We start from the raw sequence: 16,006 nt of genomic DNA, 5'->3' as shown, positions 1-16,006 counted from the left end.
TACCGGCGGCTCGCCGTCCGGGTCAGTCGACCCGGTGGGCTGACGAGGTCACCGACTCGGCCACCGCCTCCCTGAGGCCGTCGGCCACGCGCGCCTGGTCGGCCTGCGTGAGCCCGTTGAACATCGGGATCGCCAGGTGGCGGGCGAACAGGCCGGCCGAGACCGGACACGTCCCGGGACTCGGGGGGTAGACCGGCTGAACGGTCAGGGAGTAGGTGCCGATGTTGGCCCCGATGCCCCGGCGGCGGAGGGCAGCCACGACGAGGTCCCTGCTCACCTCTTCGTCGACCGTCACCGCATACGTCTGCCACGTCGGGCTCCGGTCGGTTGGCACCGCGGGCGCGGAGAGCCCTTCGACGTCGTCGAGGAGCTCGGCGTACCGCTGCGCGAGCGCGCGTCGCTCAGTCAGGAAGTCGTCGAGCTTGCCGAACTGGGCGACGCCCACGGCCGCCAGGATGTCGCTGAGCTTGTAGTTGTAGCCCACGTCGGCGAACTCCGGCAGGTCGAGCCCGGTGGTCGACTGGCGGGAGAAGGCGCTGCGCATCCCGAAGCAGGACGCCATGCGGATCGTCTCGGCGAGGCCGGCGTCGTCGGTGACGACCACTCCGCCCTCGCCGCTCGTGATGCCCTTGCGGGCGTGGAGGGAGAAGACGGCAGCGACGCCGAAGCCGCCACAGGGACGACCACGGTAGACCCCGCCCGCCGCGCACGCAGCGTCCTCGACGAGCGGCACCCCCCACCGGTTGGCCACATCGGCGATCTCGTCCCAGTCGGCCGGGATGCCGAGGGAGTCGACGGCGACGATCGCGCGGGTCCGCTCGGACATCACCGACTCCAGCGATGCGGGGTCGAGGGTGCCGGTGGCGGCGAGCACGTCGGCGAAGACCGGGACGGCCCCGCAGAAGAGGACCGCGTGGGCCGTGGCGGGGAAGGTGTAGTCGGGAACGACGACCTCGTCACCGGGCCCGATCCCGAGGGCCTGGAGGACGAGGTGGAGCCCGGCGGTGCAGTTGTTGACGGCGATCGCATGCGCCCGTCCGCTCAGGGCCGAGAACTTCCCCTCGAGCTCGGTGCCCTGCGGACCCTGACCGGCGAGCCATCCCGACTCGAGCACCCGACGGACGGCATCGAGCTCGCGCTCGTCTGTGGAAGGACGGCTCAGCGGGATGGCAGTGGCGCTCATGCTCCCGCACGGTAGCGGTCGACTGGTGGTCCGTCGTTCCCCTTGCTGCGACCGGGCGACTCCTGATGCCATAAGCGGTCCATTCGGGCGGTGCGGAGGCTACCGTCGCCCCCCATGGAGGGGGTTGGGGAATGAGGAGCCGACTGGTGCGGGTGTCGCCCTGGGTGGTCGCCGCGGTCGCGATGCTGCTCGTTGCGACGTGGTCGGTCGCCGCGGTGTTGATGTCCACGAGGGGTTTCGACATCTCCGACGAGGGCTACTACGTCCTCTCGTACCGGGACTGGGACACCAACCTCCGGACGTTCACGGGGTCCCAGTACGTCTACGGGCCGGTCTTCGACCTAGTCGGGCAGAGCGTCCCGGGGCTCAGGCGGGTCCGTCTGGTCACGGTGCTCGCGGCCCACGTCGCGTTCGCGTGGGCATTCGTCACCTGGTTGCTCAACGTGCCGCAGGGCGCCGGTCTGACGCGAGGCTGGTGCTGGGCCGCCGGCCTGTCGATCGTCGCGTCGGGCGGCGTGGTGTACGGCTGGTTGCCCCTCAGCCCCGGCTACAACGACGTGTCCGTGCTCGGCACCCTGCTGCTCATGGCCGCCGTGCTCAGGGTGGCGCGTGGCGTCACCCTTCACGGGCGCGTGCCCTTGCCGCCGCTGGCGACGATGGGACCGGTCGTCATGGCTCTCCTGCTGGCGAAGTCGGTCGCCGGGCTCCCGACCGTGATCTTCGTCCTCGCCGTGATGGCGGCTGTGGCCCTGCGCGCCCGTGCCCGAGCCCGTGGCGCACTCGTCGGCGCCGCCGTGCTGCTGCTCTCCCTCGGGTTGGCGGCCGCCGTCGTGGACCGTCTCGTCATGCCCTTCGGCCGGATGCTGCCGCCCATGCGTACGGTCAACGCCCTGGTGGCAGGGGGCACCAACTCGCCGCTGCAGCTGCTCGGGATGTACCTCGGCAGCACGGCGAAGCTGCTGCTCCAGGTCGTGGTCATCCTGCTCGTGCCGTCTTTGATCGTCACCCTGGGCCTGTTGGTCGTGCGGGTCGGCAGGAGACGGGCGGGTCTGCTGCTCCTGGCCGCAGCCGGACCCGTCGGGTTGCTGCTGCGGTGGCCGGGCCGAGCCGGCATGCCCCCGGCCGGTGCCGCGTCCGTCCTCGGCTACGCGACCGCCCTGACGTCGTTGGCGGTGCTGGTGCTCGCCGTCCTGGGAGCGGGTGGGCTGGGCGCACGGCGTCGGGACCGGGGTGCCGCGCAGGCCGGAGGGGGTGTCTGGATCGTGGTCGCCGCCCTCGCCGTGCTCCCGGCGGTCCAGGCCCTCGGCACCGGCAACGAGCTGTACGTCATGGCGGTCAACCAGATCGCCTGCTGGGTCGCCCTGATGGTCCTGGGGGCGACCTCGGTGCGCGGGCGACGCGTCCTGTTCGTCCCCGTCATGTCTGCGACCGCGGTGACCGTCCTCGTCGCCGCTACCGTGGGAGTGGACGGACTGCTCGAGCACCCCTATCGCACCGACCCGTTCCGGTCGGCGACCCGGCCCGTCGGAGGACCGGGCGTCCTCGCGGAGCTGAAGGTGTCACCCGAGCGTGCCGCGGGTTTCGACCGACTCCTGGGCGTGGCGGGCGGTGACTCGGTCCGGCCCGTCGTCTTGGCCTTCGACGAGATGCCCGGGCTGGTGCTCCTCCTGGGCGCCCGCACCCCGGGGGAGGCCTGGTACTCAGCGAGCGACCGTGACCGGACCGCAGCGGGGATCAGGTCGTCCTGCGCCCTGCTCCGGGACCGGAACGCGCCGCCACCCATTGCGGTCTTCAACCGCGCGCCGTCGCCCACGGATCGCTCGGCCCTGCGGGACTGCGGGATCGTCCTAACAGCCGATCCGGTCCACGTCCGACTGGTCGGCCAACCGGACGTAATGGTCTTTTTCGCCACCAGAGAATGAGCTCAGGGAGCACAATGTCGCCCGTGCGAGACCTCCCGTCCGGCCGCCGCCTGGTCTCGGTGGTGGTCCCCGCCCTGAACGAGTCCGGAAACATGTCCGGGCTCGTCGAGCGCATGCGGTCCTTCGCCGTCGCCCACCCCGAGCACGAGTTCGAGCTCGTCCTCGTCGACGACGGCTCCTCGGACGGCACGGCGGGACGTCTTCTGTCCTCGGTCCGGGAGGAGCTCCGGGTCACCGTCGTCCAGCTCTCCCGGACGTTCGGGTCGCACGCCGCCATCACGGCGGGACTGCGGCAGTGCTCCGGCAACTGCGCCGTCGTCCTCGGAGCCGATGCGCAGGAACCCCTCCAGCTGGTCGCCGACTTCCTGGCCCACTGGGGCAACGGCTCCGACGTCGTCTGGGGGGTGCGTCGCACCAGGTCGCGCCGCTGGCACGCGGAGCTCCCCTCCAAGCTCTTCTCATGGGCCTTCACCCGGTACGCCGACCTCGCGAACTACCCCGCCGAGGGGCCGTCGGGGATGCTGCTCGACCGGTCCGTGATCGACGAGCTCAACCTGCTCGGTGAGCACAACCGCAACATCATGGCCTTGGTGGCCTGGCTCGGCTACACCCAGACCCGGGTCGCCTACGACCAGCTGCCCCGCACCCAGGGGCGGTCCTCCTGGACCGTGCGGAAGATGGTCAAGCTGGCGGCCGACTCCCTGCTCGCCTTCTCCTCGATGCCGCTGAGGGCTGCCAGCTATGCCGGCGTCGTGTCGGCCCTCGTGGGCCTCGCGTATGCCGCGGTGCTCGTCGTCCGCAGCCTCCTGGGTGTTAGCACGCCGTCGGGCTGGCCGACCATCCTCGTCGTCGTCCTGCTCCTCGGAGGCCTCCAGCTCGTCGTCATAGGGGTCATGGGGGAGTACGTCTGGAGGGTCGCGGACGAGGTGCGACGGCGACCCCTGTACGTCGTGAAGCAGGTCGAGAGATCGCACGAGACAGCGAAGGAACACCGATGAAGTCGCGCAACAGCACGGTGCTGGTCACGGGGGGACTGGGCTACATCGGCTCGCACGTCGTCCGCGACGTCCTCGAACGGGGGTGGCAGGTACGTGTCCTCGACAACCGCTACCGCTGCGACACGGCGACCGCAGCAGAGGTCGCGGCCCTTCCCGGTGTCGACGTCGTCGAGGGCGACGTCCGCTACGCCCACATGGTCGAGTCGGCCACCCTGGGCGTCGAAGCCGTCGTCCACCTCGCCGCCGTCTGCATGAACAAGAGCATCGCCGACCCGACCGAGAGCCTCGACGTCAACCTCATGGGGACCCAGAACGTCTTCGACGCCGCGTCCCGGGCAGGGGTCCGTCGAATGGTCTACGCGTCCAGCGCGTCCGTGTACGGGAACCCCACGACGATGCCGATGCGCGAGGACGACAAGCTCGCCCCCATCACGCCGTACTGCATCGCCAAGCTTGCCGGTGAGCAGATGCTCGACTTCTACGGGCGGCGCAGCAACATGTCGTGGCTGGCGCTGCGCTTCTTCAACGTCTACGGGCCGGGCCAGCCGACAGACGCCTACTACACGTCCGTGGTCAACGCGTTCCTCACCCGGATCGCCAACGGCGAACCACCGGTGATCGACGGCAAGGGCGACCAGTCGATGGACTTCGTGCACGTCGTCGACGTGGCCCGCGCCGTGGGCATGGCCCTGGATAGTTCGGCCACCGGACAGGCCCTCAACGTCGGCACGGGTGTGCAGACGTCCATCGCCGACCTGGCACTGACCCTGCTGCGGGCGCTCGGCACCGACGCTGCACCGATCTACCGCCCCCGGGAGGTCCTCGTGACCCAGCGTGAGGCGTCCACCGACCTCATCGAGCAGACCCTCGGGTGGTTCCCCACGGTGGACTTCGAGGCGGGCATCGGCAGCGTGCTGGACTGGCACAAGCACGCCACGGTCGGCGGCTGACCACGCATGCCGGGTGTGTCCCCACGGGCCGTCCAGCGAGACAACGGCTACAACGAGCTGGCGTGGTTCGTCGGGGATCCTGTCATCGGGGCCGGTACCTGGATCGGGCCGTTCTGCCTGATCGACGGGTCCGGCGGGCTCACCATCGGTGCCGGGTGTGACATCGCAGCAGGGGCCCACATCTACACCCACTCGTCGGCAGCCCGTTGTGCCAGTGCCGGCGCCACGCCCGTCGACCGGGCCCCGGTCGTGATCGGGGACCACACCTTCATCGGCGCCAACAGCGTCGTGCTCATGGGAGTGACCATCGGGAGTCACTGCATCGTCGGGGCCGGGTCCGTGGTCACCGAGGACGTCCCCGACTGCTCGATGGTCGTCGGATCGCCCGCACGGCTGGTCGGCCCCGTGGACCCCACGACCGGGCGGCGGGTCGACCGCCGGTCCTGAGCGTCAGCGCGCGTTCTGGTTGTCCTGGATGTCGAGGACCATGGCGTGGATCAGCATGTGGAACCCGCTGAGCAGGGGAGCGATCGCCAGGACGACGGTGCCGGCGCTCGCCGTCGCCGGGCCTAGCGTGTGCGCGACCGTCCAGGCGCTCACGGCAAGCCCGAACCCGGTCAGGGCCAGCCCGCCGAAGAGCATGAGGGCCACCGCCGAGAAGGACTGCAGGACGTACTTCCACCAGATCCGGGTCCAGAAGCCCCTCGCGAGGTGGGAGAGGGCCCGAGGCGCCTGCTTGCGCAGGTTGATGCCCGAGACCTCGGTGCCGTACTTCGCGGGGATCGCGACGTCGACCGCGGGCACGCGCAGGATGTTGAGGTGGATCAGGAGGTCGTTCTCGAACTCGTAGCGGCGCGACACGTGCCGCATGTCGAGGCGCTGCAACGCCTCGCGGCTGATGGCGGTGTAGCCGTTGAGGGGGTCGAAGAGGTTCCAGTAGCCGGAAGCGGCCTTGGTGAGGAACGACAGGGCGAGGTTCCCGACGACACGGTGACGCGGCATGCCGTCGAAGGAGCCGCGGCCGTAGAACCGGTTGCCCTTGGTGAACTGCGCCTGCCCGGAGGCGATCGGGTCCAGCAGTGCGGGGAGGTAGTCGGGGTCCATCTGCGCGTCGCCGGCCATCACCACCGAGACGTCGGCGTCGAGGGCGAGGGCCGTCTCGTGCCCGGTGAGGACGGCGCCGCCGACGCCCTGGTTCTCGAGGAGCCGGATGACCTGGCAGCGGGAGTCGCCGACGGCTTTGGCGGCCTCGGCGGTGTCGTCGCTGCTCGCGTCGTCGACGACGATGATGTGGTCGACGAGCTCCGGCATGGTGCGGACCGTCTGGCCGATGAGGAGGTGCTCGTTGTGCGCCGGTACGACCACGGCGACGGTGAGTCCTCGGTACATGGGTCCTCCAGATTGGCAGTACTGCGAATCTAGGGTCCGGGTCGACGGGGTGGAACAGCCGCGGACCACATGCAGACGTTCACCCTGCTCGGCCCTGACCGAACGGACGATGGTGCGCGGTCGTGCTGCTCGGTACCCCTAGCCGCGCAGCAGCAGGACATAGCCGGCGTCGCGACCGGAGACGCTCCAGCCACGTGACTGCAGAGCCGTCGCGAGCCCGGAGCGCTCCTCCACGAGGGCTGCTGCCGGGTGGACGGAGTCGAACGGGTCCTCCCACCCCGGGCGCGCGTCGATCACGGTGAGGTAGTCGCGCGCCTTGACCGGTCCGTAGAGCTCGGCTCGGGTGTCGGAGGTGTGGGCGAGGTCGGGGTGGCTCCACATCAGCCAACCCCCGAGCAGGTCGCTGTTCCACACGACGGTGCCGGCCGGCAGCGACGAGAGCGTCGTGTCGAGTGCGGCCGGAACCTTCTGGGGGTCGGACGGACCGCCGACGGCGAGGATCGCGGCGAGCGCGATGCTGAGCACGGCGGCGCCGGCCACCACCGCGGCCTCCGACCGCGTCGTCGCGGTGCGTGGACGGCGTAGGGCGGTGTCGAGGGCCTGCGCGGCGAGCGGGGCGAGGATGATCGCGCCGATGGCCACGGTGCGCATCGAGCTGGCACCCCAGCCGACCCCGACCAGCCACAGCAGCAGCTGGACCCGGTCGGGGCGCCGGCGGGCGACGCACCACAGGAGGGGCACGGCGAGGGCCAGCCCGAGGGTGACCACGACCGACGGGCTGGTGAGCGTGGGCAGCCGCCACTCGAGGATGTACGGGCTGACCGCCCGCACCGTCGCAAAGCTCTCGTACAACCTCGGACCGAGCGGAGTGACCGCGGTGACGAGAGCTCCGGCGGCGACGACGGACCCCAAGCGGATCAGGTGTCGGCGCGACACCCTGCGGTCCATGGCCAGTCCGACGACCACCGCCGCACCGACGGTGACCCCGGCAACCCAGGTGCCGTGGCAGCACGCCCACAGCCACATGACCGCCACCAGCCACCAGCGGGTCCGTCCGTCCCCTGCGGTGCGCAGCCAGGCGAGCACGACGACACCGAGCAGGAGGAAGCCGACGAGCTGCGGCCTGGGGCTGAGGCTGTCGGCCGTGCCGAGCACTGCGGCGCTGGCCACGAAGGCGGCGGCCAGCGGCCCGGCGACGGAGCGGCACGCGACGAAGATGACGAGGCAGACCCCGACGCGGGCCACGTGGGTGACCCAGCTGACGGCGGCGAGGCCGCCGAGGTGGTTCGCCAGCGCCATACCGAGCTCGGGGAGCCACTGGTTGAGCACCCAGGGTTCGACCGTGAAGCGCGAGAGCGGGTCCGGGCCCGCGAACTGGTGGGAGTCCCACAGGTGGTCGCCGGCGAGGACGTGCCACAGGGTGTCGGGGTCGGAGATGCCCGAACCGGCATGGCGGGCCAGGCCCAGCAGGAGGACGCCGAACGCCACCAGGGGAGCCCACCGCACCATGCCGGAGGATCGCTGGACGTCGAGCTCGGTGTCATGAATTGCCGTCTGCGGGCCGGCGCCGCTCACGGTCGGTTCGCCGCGCCCTGCACGCGATCCCGCACGCGCGCGGCCAGGGGAGCGGGCTGGTCTCGCTGGTGCCGGTCCCGCTGGATGCGTGGGATGGCGGCCAGGACGACCCAGCAGGCGATGCTCGTCACCGGTGTGGCCACGACCATCGCGACGGGCAGCAGCCACCGGCGCCCGGTCAGCGCTCCTGCGACGACGAGCGCGAGGGCCAGGGGGAGGCGGACGACGAGGGGCAGGGAGAACGCCGACCCCAGGCCGTGGCCTGCTCCGCCGGCGTTGTCGGTCAGGAAGGTCAGCCACTGCGACCAGAGCTCGGGGGAGATGGCGTACGACACCGCCACCACGAGCGCCGTGGCGCCGACGCTGACGCCCAGCTGGCGCCACTCACGACGAACCGCGAACCACACGGGGCCCAGTGCCGGGGTCACCTTCGTCAGGGCCGGGACCGCCCACAACCACGGGTGCTTCAGGCCCCAGAGGGCGCAGAGGGCCAGGAGCCAGAAGATGTTGCCCGACAACGTCTCCGCCAGGCCGATCAGCCAGAGAGGGATGGCCCAGAAGGCCCCGAGCGGACGCAGGAGCCAGGCCAGGGCGCCAGCGGGAGCCGCGACCGTGATGGCACAGGCCACCGGCCACGGCAGCTGGGCCAGGGGCCAGAAGGCCTGGGCGAAGGCGGGGCTGTACAGGTAGGCGTCGACGGTGTTCGGTGCCGCGTCGTACATCGGTCCGTGCCAGGCCAGCCAGTAGGCGTGGGAGTCCCAGCCCAGCCCCAGGCGGCGCACCAGCTCGACGGAGAGGTTCACGGTGAGGGCGGCGACGAGCCAGACGGGGACGGCAACCAGGCACCTCACGAGCAAGGCGCGCAGTCGGGTGCTGTCCGAGGTCACCGCAGGATTATCGCGGTACAGGCGTGGCAGGAGGGATCCACGGCCCCACATCTGTCCGAAGGGACCATCGGGTCCGGGTCGGCGGGTCCGGGTTGGCGGGTCGGGGTTGGCGGGTCGCCTCCCGGTCGCGCTCAGTGCCCGGCGGCCGACCCGCCCCGACTCCGGTGGACGGCCTGGACGACCGCGACGACGACCGCTCCGACGACCAGGCCCAGGATCGCCGACCCCACCGTGTTGGTGAGCCAGCCCAGGACGCCCCCGAGGGCGCCGGTGGCGTCGTGCACCGCTTCCTCCGCATGGTGCACCCACCCGTATGGCGCGTGGAGACCGAGCTCGTCGAGGCCGACCAGGAGGATGTGGCCACCGACCCAGATCATGGCGGCGACACCGACCACCGACAGGGTCGACAGCAACGGTGGCATGGCGCGGACGAGACCGTTCCCGAAGCTCCGACCGGCGCTGGACCCCGACCGGGACAGGTGCAGCCCGACGTCGTCCACCTTCACGATCAGCGCCACGACGCCGTACACGAGCACGGTGATGGCCAGGGCGACCACGACGAGGATGACCGCGCGACTGACGAACGGCTCGGACTTCACCTCGTTGAGCGAGATCACCATGATCTCGCCGGAGAGGATGAAGTCGGTGCGGATCGCGCTGCTGGTGATCTGCTTCTCGTCCGCGACCCGCTCATGACCGGAGTGGACTCCCGCCTCGTCGTGGTGGGCGAGCCGTTCCCAGATCTTCTCGACGCCCTCGAAGCAGAGGTAGGTGCCACCGACCATGAGGAGCGGGGTGAGAGCCCAGGGAAGGAACTGGCTGAGCAGCAAGGCCGCGGGGAGGATGAAGAGGAGCTTGTTCCGCAGGGAGCCGATCGCGATCGTCCTGATGACGGGCAGCTCCCGCTTCGGGTCGATGCCCTCGACGTAGCGAGGAGTGACCGCCGTGTCGTCGACGATCACGCCCGCCGCCTTGGCGCTGGCACGACCAGCGGCGGCACCGACGTCGTCGAGGAGGGCGAAGAGTCCGCCGGCCATCAGGGACTCACGGTCGGGAGGGATGCGGACAGGAGCATGGGTGCGGCCACGCAAGGAGACTACCCGTGGCCGCCCGCGTCGCTCCGGCGCCGGACCCCGCCACCGGTAGGGTTCGGGACGTCCGTGTCCTGTGACCCCGGAGTGCCATGACCCAGCCTTCGACGCCCGGCGCCGTGGTGATGGCGGTCCACCGCCCCGACCACGCTCTGCTCGAGCGGCAGATGCGATCGCTGCAAGGCCAGGAGTGCACGGACTGGACCTGCCACGTCGGCATCGACGGACACGACCCCGCAACCCATGCCTTTGTGGTGGCGTTGGTAGGCGAGGACCGTCGCTTCCACGTCCACCACTTCGACGAGAACGTCGGTGTCTACCGTCACTTCGAGAGGCTTCTGGCTCTCGTGCCCACCAACGAGGTGGGTTGGGTGGCGCTTGCAGACCAGGACGACGACTGGCACGCAACCAAGCTGACGGCCCTCCTCTCGGCTCTGGGGGCACCTGGGGTCACTGCTGTGGTGGGGCGGGCCCGTCTCGTGGAGGACGGGCATGTGACGGGGACCACCGAACGACGGGTGGGGGGATTTGCATCGACACTGCTCGTCAACCACGTCACAGGGAGCCTGGCGGTCTTCCGGCCAGCTGTCGTGGCCGCGGCACTGCCGTTCCCACCGGGGAACGACGCAGCCATCCATGACCACTGGCTCGCCGTCTGTGCGGCCGCTGGCGGCCGGATCGTCCAGATCGACCGCGTGGTGCAGGACTACGTGCAGCACCGTGAGAATGTGATCGGCGAGCCGCGTCGTCACTCCTGGCGCGACGCGATGGACGGACTTCGGGTCTCCGGTGGCCCCCTGCGACTCGTGGACGAGTACGTCGGCGACCGTTGGGTGTGGCGGGTCGAGATGGCGCGTGCAGTCCGTGAGCGTCGGCTGCCGCCCGAGCTGGCCCCTGTGGCCCGAGCAGTGGCGACAGGGGCTCCGGCGGGGGTCCTGGTCCGCGCGGTCCTTCGGGCCGTGGCCCGTCGCGAGGTCACAGTCCTGGAGGGCGTCGCCCTGACGTCGGCTGCGGCGCGGTGGCGCCACAGGAACCTCGACGGCGCTCAAGGAAGACCTGGCTGACCCTGCGTCTCCGAGCCGTAGGTGTCTGCAAGAGTGTGGCCGGAGGGCGATCGACGACGGGGAGGACGACATGTGTGGCATCGCCGGGGTGTGCCGTCGACCTGGTCAGACGAGTGGGGTCGGTGCTGTCGAAGTGGCCCTGGGCTCGCTCAAACACCGCGGTCCCGACGACCTCGGTCTTGAGCGGCGTGACGTCGGAGGCTGCGAGGTGGTCCTGGGGCAGACCCGCTTGGCGATCATCGACCTCACCTCCGGCGGACACCAACCCATGGCCACGCAGGACGGCCGCTACGTGCTGGTGTTCAACGGCGAGATCTACAACTACCGGGAGCTGCGCGCGGAGCTGGAAGCTCAAGGGCGTTCGTTCGTGTCGCAGTCCGACACCGAGGTCCTGCTCGTGGCTTGGCAGCACTGGGGTCGGGCGTGCCTGCCCAAGCTGCGAGGCATGTTCGCCTTCGCCGTGCTGGACACGCTGGAGCAGACCCTCACCTGCGTCCGAGATCCCTTCGGCATCAAACCTTTTCACTACACCAAGGTCGACGGGATCTTCGCCTTCGCCTCGGAGCTTCCTGCTCTCATCGACCTGGTCGGACGCCCCTTCCGGGTGAACGACCGGCAGGTGTACCGCTACCTGCACCTCGGGTTTTACGACGAGTCCTCGGAGACCTTCGTCGACGGCGTCTCGAAGCTGCGGCCCGGGTCGATGATGGTGATCGACGTCGAAGCGGGTCGGGCCTCCGAGCAGGAGCGGTGGTGGTGGCCGTCCGTGGAGGAACGTCGCGACCTGTCGTTCGAGCAGGCGGCGGAGCGGCTCCGCGAGCTCGTCCTGGACTCCGTCCGCCTCCACCTGCGCAGCGACGTGCCGCTGGGTACCGCCCTTTCAGGGGGGATCGACTCGTCCGTGATCGTCGGCGCGATCCGCCACCTCGAGCCCGGCACCGACCTGCACACGTTCTCCTATGTCGCGCGCGACTCGTCGGTCGACGAGGAGCGCTGGGTCGACATCGTGAACGCCCACGTCGGCGCGGTCCCGCACAAGGTGGTGGCGACCCCGGAGGAGATGCTGCGCGACCTCGACGACGTGGTCCGAGCCCAGGGTGAGCCGTTCGCCAGCTCGAGCATCTATGCGCAGTACCGCGTGTTCCGTGCCGCCCACGACGCCGGGGTGACCGTGACGCTGGACGGCCAGGGGGCTGACGAGCTGCTGGCCGGTTACTCGGGGTACCCGGGATATCGCGTCCACAGCCTGCTCTCGCAAGGACGGTTGGGCGACGTCGCGCGCTTCGCCAAGGGCTGGATGGCCGAGCCCGGCCGCACACCCCGCGGACTGGCTATGGCCACCGCGGCTCAGGTCGTCCCGCGTCGTTCACGTGACCGTGTCCGGCTCGCGTCCACGCGCAACAGTGTGATGCGGCGCCCCGATGGGCTCGACGTGCGGAGCGCCGGCGTCCTGCTGGGTGACCCTCCGCGCGGCAGACACCTCGCCACCGTGCTGCGCGATGGCCTCACCGACAGGGGGCTCGAGGCGCTGCTGCGGCACGCGGACCGGAACTCCATGGCGTTCTCCATCGAGAGCAGGGTCCCCTTCCTGCACGTCGACCTCGCGGAGTTCTTGCTGACCCTGCCCGAGGACTACCTCCTCTCGCCCGGTGGCCAGACCAAGCGCCTGCTCCGGGCCGCGATGCGGGGGATCGTCCCTGACGCCGTGCTGGACCGCCGGGACAAGATCGGCTTCGAGACTCCGGAACGGAACTGGCTGAGGACGCTCGACCTTGATGTCGATGCGTGGCTCGAGGGCGCTCGCGCCTACGAGTACGTCGACGTGGACGAGCTGCGACCCCAGCTGCAGGACTGGCTCGAGGGCCGGTCCTCGTCGATGGGCCACGACCTCGTGTGGCGGTTGCTCAACTTCAGCCGGTGGTACGAGCTCATGGGCTCTCGGTTGAGGCGGTAGGTCGTACCCGCAGCACGGAGAGGACGCCCTCGAAGAGCCGGGCCCGATGCAGCAGGGCGAGGCACCCGAGGACGAGAGCCACCTTGACAACCAACCCAACCGGCTCCAACGGCTGCGACGCATTGCGCACCAGGACGGCCACCACGGACCCCGACGCCAACAGGCCGACTCCTCGTGCCAGAATGCGGTACTCGAGCGGGATGGGGTAATGCTTCTGGCTCACTTGGAACCAGAGGCCGAGGAAGGCACAGGACGAGGCGACCGTGGCGAGCGCCGCCCCCAGGGCGCCGAGCGTCGGCACGAGGGCGATGTTGGCTAGGACGTCCACCGCCGCGGCAGCGACCGCCACGCCGAGCTGGGCACGTGTCTTGAGGGCGATGCCCATCCCGGGCGCGAAGACGTAGAGCTGGCCCATCAGCAGTGCCGGCGCGATGAGAGCCACCAGTGGGGCGGACGAGAGGTACGCACGACCGGCGAAGACCGTCGTGAGGTCCGCGGCGAAGGCGTTGAGCCCCACCGAGACCGCGATGCACAGGCCGATGACGCCACTGAACATGTGCGCGAGCTGGCCAGGCGTCTCCTTGTCACGGTAGTGGTTGTAGATCAGCGGGGTGACGGCACTCTGCATGCCGACGATCAGCAGTCCGACGAAGCCGGCCAGACGTGCCGCCATCCCATAGCTGGCAACGTCGCCGAGATCGCCGAAGATGCGCAGCGCCACCCGGTTGAAGTACAGGGTGACGAAGACGCTCAGGCTTGCCGGGATCAGGGGCAGGGAGAAGGCCAGCATGCGGCGCAGGTGGGCGCGGTCCACGACCAGCCGCCAGCTTCCCCGCAGCAGCACCAGGCCGACAATCGTCGCTGCGACACCCGCGATGGTCTGGGAGAGCAGGACGCCGGCCAGCCCCAGGCGGTCGACTACGGTCAGGAGGACCGTCAGGCCGACCGCGACGATCGCGTAGAGCGAGCTGATGACGGCGTAGGTTCGGCTGCGCAGCTCCCAACGGAACTGGTTGAGCACCACGTTGTAGACGGCGGTCGCGGTCACGCTGAGGACGCCGAGCCGGACGGTGTCGGCGAGCCCCTCACGCCCGAAGAGCAAGGTCCCCAACGGATCGGCGGCTCCCAGTCCGACGGCGACGAAGACCAGGAACCCGGCGGCGCTCGTGACCCACGCCGTGCCCGTCATCCGGCGGCGCTCTTCGGCGCTCGCGTCAGCCCGTAGGCGTGCCAGTCCCTGCTGGATCTCCAGCGACATTACGATCGTCACGATGGGGGAGATCGCCAGCATCAGGTCCAGCGCACCGAACTCGTCCCGCGTTAGCACTCGCGCGTAGATCGGCAGCAGGACCAGGCCCAGTCCTTGCGAGAGCATCGCGGGCAGGCTGTAGGTGATGGTGTCGCGAAGCATGGCGCGCAGCACGTCAGACCTCACTTCCGCTGGCGCCGCCTAGGATATGCGCAGCCGTCGAGCGTGAGGGGGACGGCGCTCGCTACGGCGTCGATGATTTCGGGCAGCGGCGGGGGTGCACGACCTCCCTCATCACCCGCCGCGCGTAACCGAGGAGGCGCCCATGGCCCGTGCGAAGGTCTTGTTCATCTCGGACTTCGACCCGTCCGGCCCCTTCATCGGCGCCCTGCGGGTGGACCGGTTCGCCACGCACCTCACCGCGCTGGGCTGGTCGGTCCGGACTGCAAGCCCCGCGGGCATCACCGTCTACACCGAGGACGGCAAGGACGTCCCCGACGGGGCGGTGAGGACCCACTACGAGCGTCCGGTGCGTCGAGGTCTGGGCGGAGTCCTCTACCGAGTCCTCCTGTGGGTCTTCTACCACTGGGTGGCGCTGCCCGACCGCGGTGTGTTCACGGTGCCGAAGATCCTGCGCCACGTGTCGGACCTCGACGACTGGCGCCCCGACGTCATCGTCGTCAGCGGCCCGCCGTTCTCCACCTACCTCGCGGGTCGCCGGCTCGCCAAGCAGTGGGGGGTCCCGTGGGTGGCCGACTACCGTGACCTGTGGACCAACAGCAACTACTACCTCTGTGGCCCGATCCGCCGGCGCATGGACCGGGTCGTGGAGCGGTGGATCCTTCGGAGCGTCGCGTTCACCGTCACGGTCTCCGAGCCGCTCGCCGAGGACCTGCGCCGCGACTTCGGAGTCCGGTGCGAGGTGGTGATGAACGGCTACGAGGCCGACGAGTTCGCCGGCGCGCGGGCTGACCCCACGCCCGGGCTGCCGCTGCGAGTCGTGTATACGGGGGAGATCTACCAGGGCAAGCGCGACCCCACTGCACTGTTCGAGGCGATCAGCAGCCTTGGCGTCGGGCCGGAGACGCTCGAGGTCACGTTCCGCGGCATCACCGTGCTCCCGCTGGCCGACCAGGCGCGGGCTATGGGAGTTCAGGACGTCGTCCGTGTGGGCCCTGCTGTTCCTCGGGCGGAGTGCGTGGAGCTGCAGCGCACCTCGGACGTCCAGTTGCTCCTCATGTGGAATGACCCGCGCGAGGCCGGCAGCTACACCGGCAAGTTGTTCGAGTACCTCGGGTCGGGTCGACCGATCCTCATGATGGGCTACCCCGGTGGTGTGGCGGCCGACCTCATCCGTGAGCGCGATGTCGGGGCTGTGGCCAACAGCCCGACCGAGCTGGCTGCCGTGCTGGGCACGTGGATCGAGCAGAAGCGGGCGACCGGTTCTGTTCCTTCTACTGGGGACATGGCGATTGCCGGTCTGACTCGCCGCGACCAGGCGGCGGTCCTTTCAGGATTCCTCCACGAGATCGTGGTTCCCCAGACGCAGCCGTCCACTTCACCGGCGGATCAACACGGCTGAACCGGCCGGTCCAACTAAGGTGGCGCGCACATGGCGCGCTGGCCGCCAGGTGCCCGCACGCAGACCTTTGATCCGGACGAGGAGGGACGACCACGTGCTCGACCATCGGTGGTTCCGTGCGCTTCTGGCGCGGGTCCTCGACGCGCAGATGGTCGTCGTGCG

General features: G+C 70.1%; 13 protein-coding genes. 7 read left to right on the top strand and 6 right to left on the bottom strand.

The genetic code is table 11. From position 1 onward, the window contains the following. Positions 1 to 22: 22 nt before the first annotated feature. Entirely contained in the window at positions 23 to 1,183 is a 1,161-nt protein-coding gene (locus ACYVKF_RS01005) for a DegT/DnrJ/EryC1/StrS family aminotransferase (protein ID WP_460964211.1), read from the bottom strand. A gap of 131 nt (positions 1,184 to 1,314) precedes the next feature. Here ACYVKF_RS01005 and ACYVKF_RS01000 point away from each other — a divergent pair, with 131 nt between their 5' ends. From ACYVKF_RS01000 to ACYVKF_RS00985, 4 genes are read left to right on the top strand one after another with little or no spacing between them, the layout of a single operon-like run. Then, positions 1,315 to 3,105: a hypothetical protein gene (locus ACYVKF_RS01000; RefSeq protein ID WP_460964209.1), complete on the top strand. Its 1,791-nt coding sequence runs from the start codon at positions 1,315 to 1,317 to the stop codon at positions 3,103 to 3,105. Positions 3,106 to 3,128: 23 nt separating this feature from the next. Next, entirely contained in the window at positions 3,129 to 4,103 is a 975-nt protein-coding gene (locus ACYVKF_RS00995; RefSeq protein ID WP_460964207.1) for a glycosyltransferase family 2 protein, read from the top strand. Continuing rightward, a complete protein-coding gene (locus tag ACYVKF_RS00990; protein ID WP_460964205.1) occupies positions 4,100 to 5,053 on the top strand; it encodes an NAD-dependent epimerase/dehydratase family protein in 954 nt (317 codons plus the stop codon). Before ACYVKF_RS00995 ends, ACYVKF_RS00990 begins: the two co-directional genes overlap by 4 nt. Before the next feature lie 6 nt (positions 5,054 to 5,059). Beyond that, positions 5,060 to 5,500, top strand: coding sequence for an acyltransferase (locus tag ACYVKF_RS00985; protein ID WP_460964203.1), 441 nt, complete (start codon positions 5,060 to 5,062; stop codon positions 5,498 to 5,500). A 3-nt stretch (positions 5,501 to 5,503) separates the two neighbouring features. On the opposite strand, the gene ACYVKF_RS00980 is transcribed toward ACYVKF_RS00985, so the two are convergent. From ACYVKF_RS00980 to ACYVKF_RS00965, 4 genes are all read right to left on the bottom strand, one after another. After that, on the bottom strand, positions 5,504 to 6,442 hold the full coding sequence (locus tag ACYVKF_RS00980) for a glycosyltransferase family 2 protein (RefSeq protein ID WP_056916879.1): 939 nt from the start codon (positions 6,440 to 6,442) through the stop codon (positions 5,504 to 5,506). Positions 6,443 to 6,580: 138 nt separating this feature from the next. After that, on the bottom strand, positions 6,581 to 8,017 hold the full coding sequence (locus ACYVKF_RS00975) for a hypothetical protein (protein ID WP_460964200.1): 1,437 nt from the start codon (positions 8,015 to 8,017) through the stop codon (positions 6,581 to 6,583). Next, the gene (locus ACYVKF_RS00970) at positions 8,014 to 8,904 is read right to left on the bottom strand and encodes a glycosyltransferase family 87 protein (RefSeq protein ID WP_460964198.1); all 891 of its coding nucleotides are present in this window, start codon (positions 8,902 to 8,904) and stop codon (positions 8,014 to 8,016) included. The genes ACYVKF_RS00975 and ACYVKF_RS00970 overlap by 4 nt, the downstream gene beginning before the upstream one ends. A 131-nt stretch (positions 8,905 to 9,035) precedes the next feature. Next, positions 9,036 to 9,941: a DUF808 domain-containing protein gene (locus tag ACYVKF_RS00965; protein WP_460964196.1), complete on the bottom strand. Its 906-nt coding sequence runs from the start codon at positions 9,939 to 9,941 to the stop codon at positions 9,036 to 9,038. Between the two features lie 146 nt (positions 9,942 to 10,087). Here ACYVKF_RS00965 and ACYVKF_RS00960 point away from each other — a divergent pair, with 146 nt between their 5' ends. Together ACYVKF_RS00960 and asnB are read left to right on the top strand one after the other, a co-directional pair. Further along, positions 10,088 to 11,059 (top strand): glycosyltransferase, encoded by a 972-nt coding sequence (locus tag ACYVKF_RS00960; RefSeq protein WP_460964194.1) that lies wholly within the window; start codon positions 10,088 to 10,090, stop codon positions 11,057 to 11,059. Positions 11,060 to 11,129: 70 nt separating this feature from the next. Then, positions 11,130 to 13,013: an asparagine synthase (glutamine-hydrolyzing) gene (gene asnB / locus ACYVKF_RS00955; RefSeq protein WP_460964192.1), complete on the top strand. Its 1,884-nt coding sequence runs from the start codon at positions 11,130 to 11,132 to the stop codon at positions 13,011 to 13,013. On the opposite strand, the gene ACYVKF_RS00950 is transcribed toward asnB, so the two are convergent. After that, positions 12,988 to 14,436 carry an oligosaccharide flippase family protein gene (locus ACYVKF_RS00950; protein ID WP_460964190.1) on the bottom strand — a complete coding sequence of 483 codons (1,449 nt, stop codon included), beginning with the start codon at positions 14,434 to 14,436 and terminating at the stop codon, positions 12,988 to 12,990. The two genes, asnB and ACYVKF_RS00950, sit on opposite strands and share 26 nt — an antisense overlap. A 151-nt stretch (positions 14,437 to 14,587) precedes the next feature. Here ACYVKF_RS00950 and ACYVKF_RS00945 point away from each other — a divergent pair, with 151 nt between their 5' ends. Beyond that, positions 14,588 to 15,844: a glycosyltransferase gene (locus ACYVKF_RS00945; protein WP_460964188.1), complete on the top strand. Its 1,257-nt coding sequence runs from the start codon at positions 14,588 to 14,590 to the stop codon at positions 15,842 to 15,844. The last annotated feature ends 162 nt before the right edge of the window (positions 15,845 to 16,006 follow it).

It is taken from the genome of Pedococcus soli, assembly GCF_054782575.1.
The sequence above is the reverse complement of the archived record's forward strand: the minus strand, read 5'-3'. Positions and strand labels throughout refer to the sequence as shown.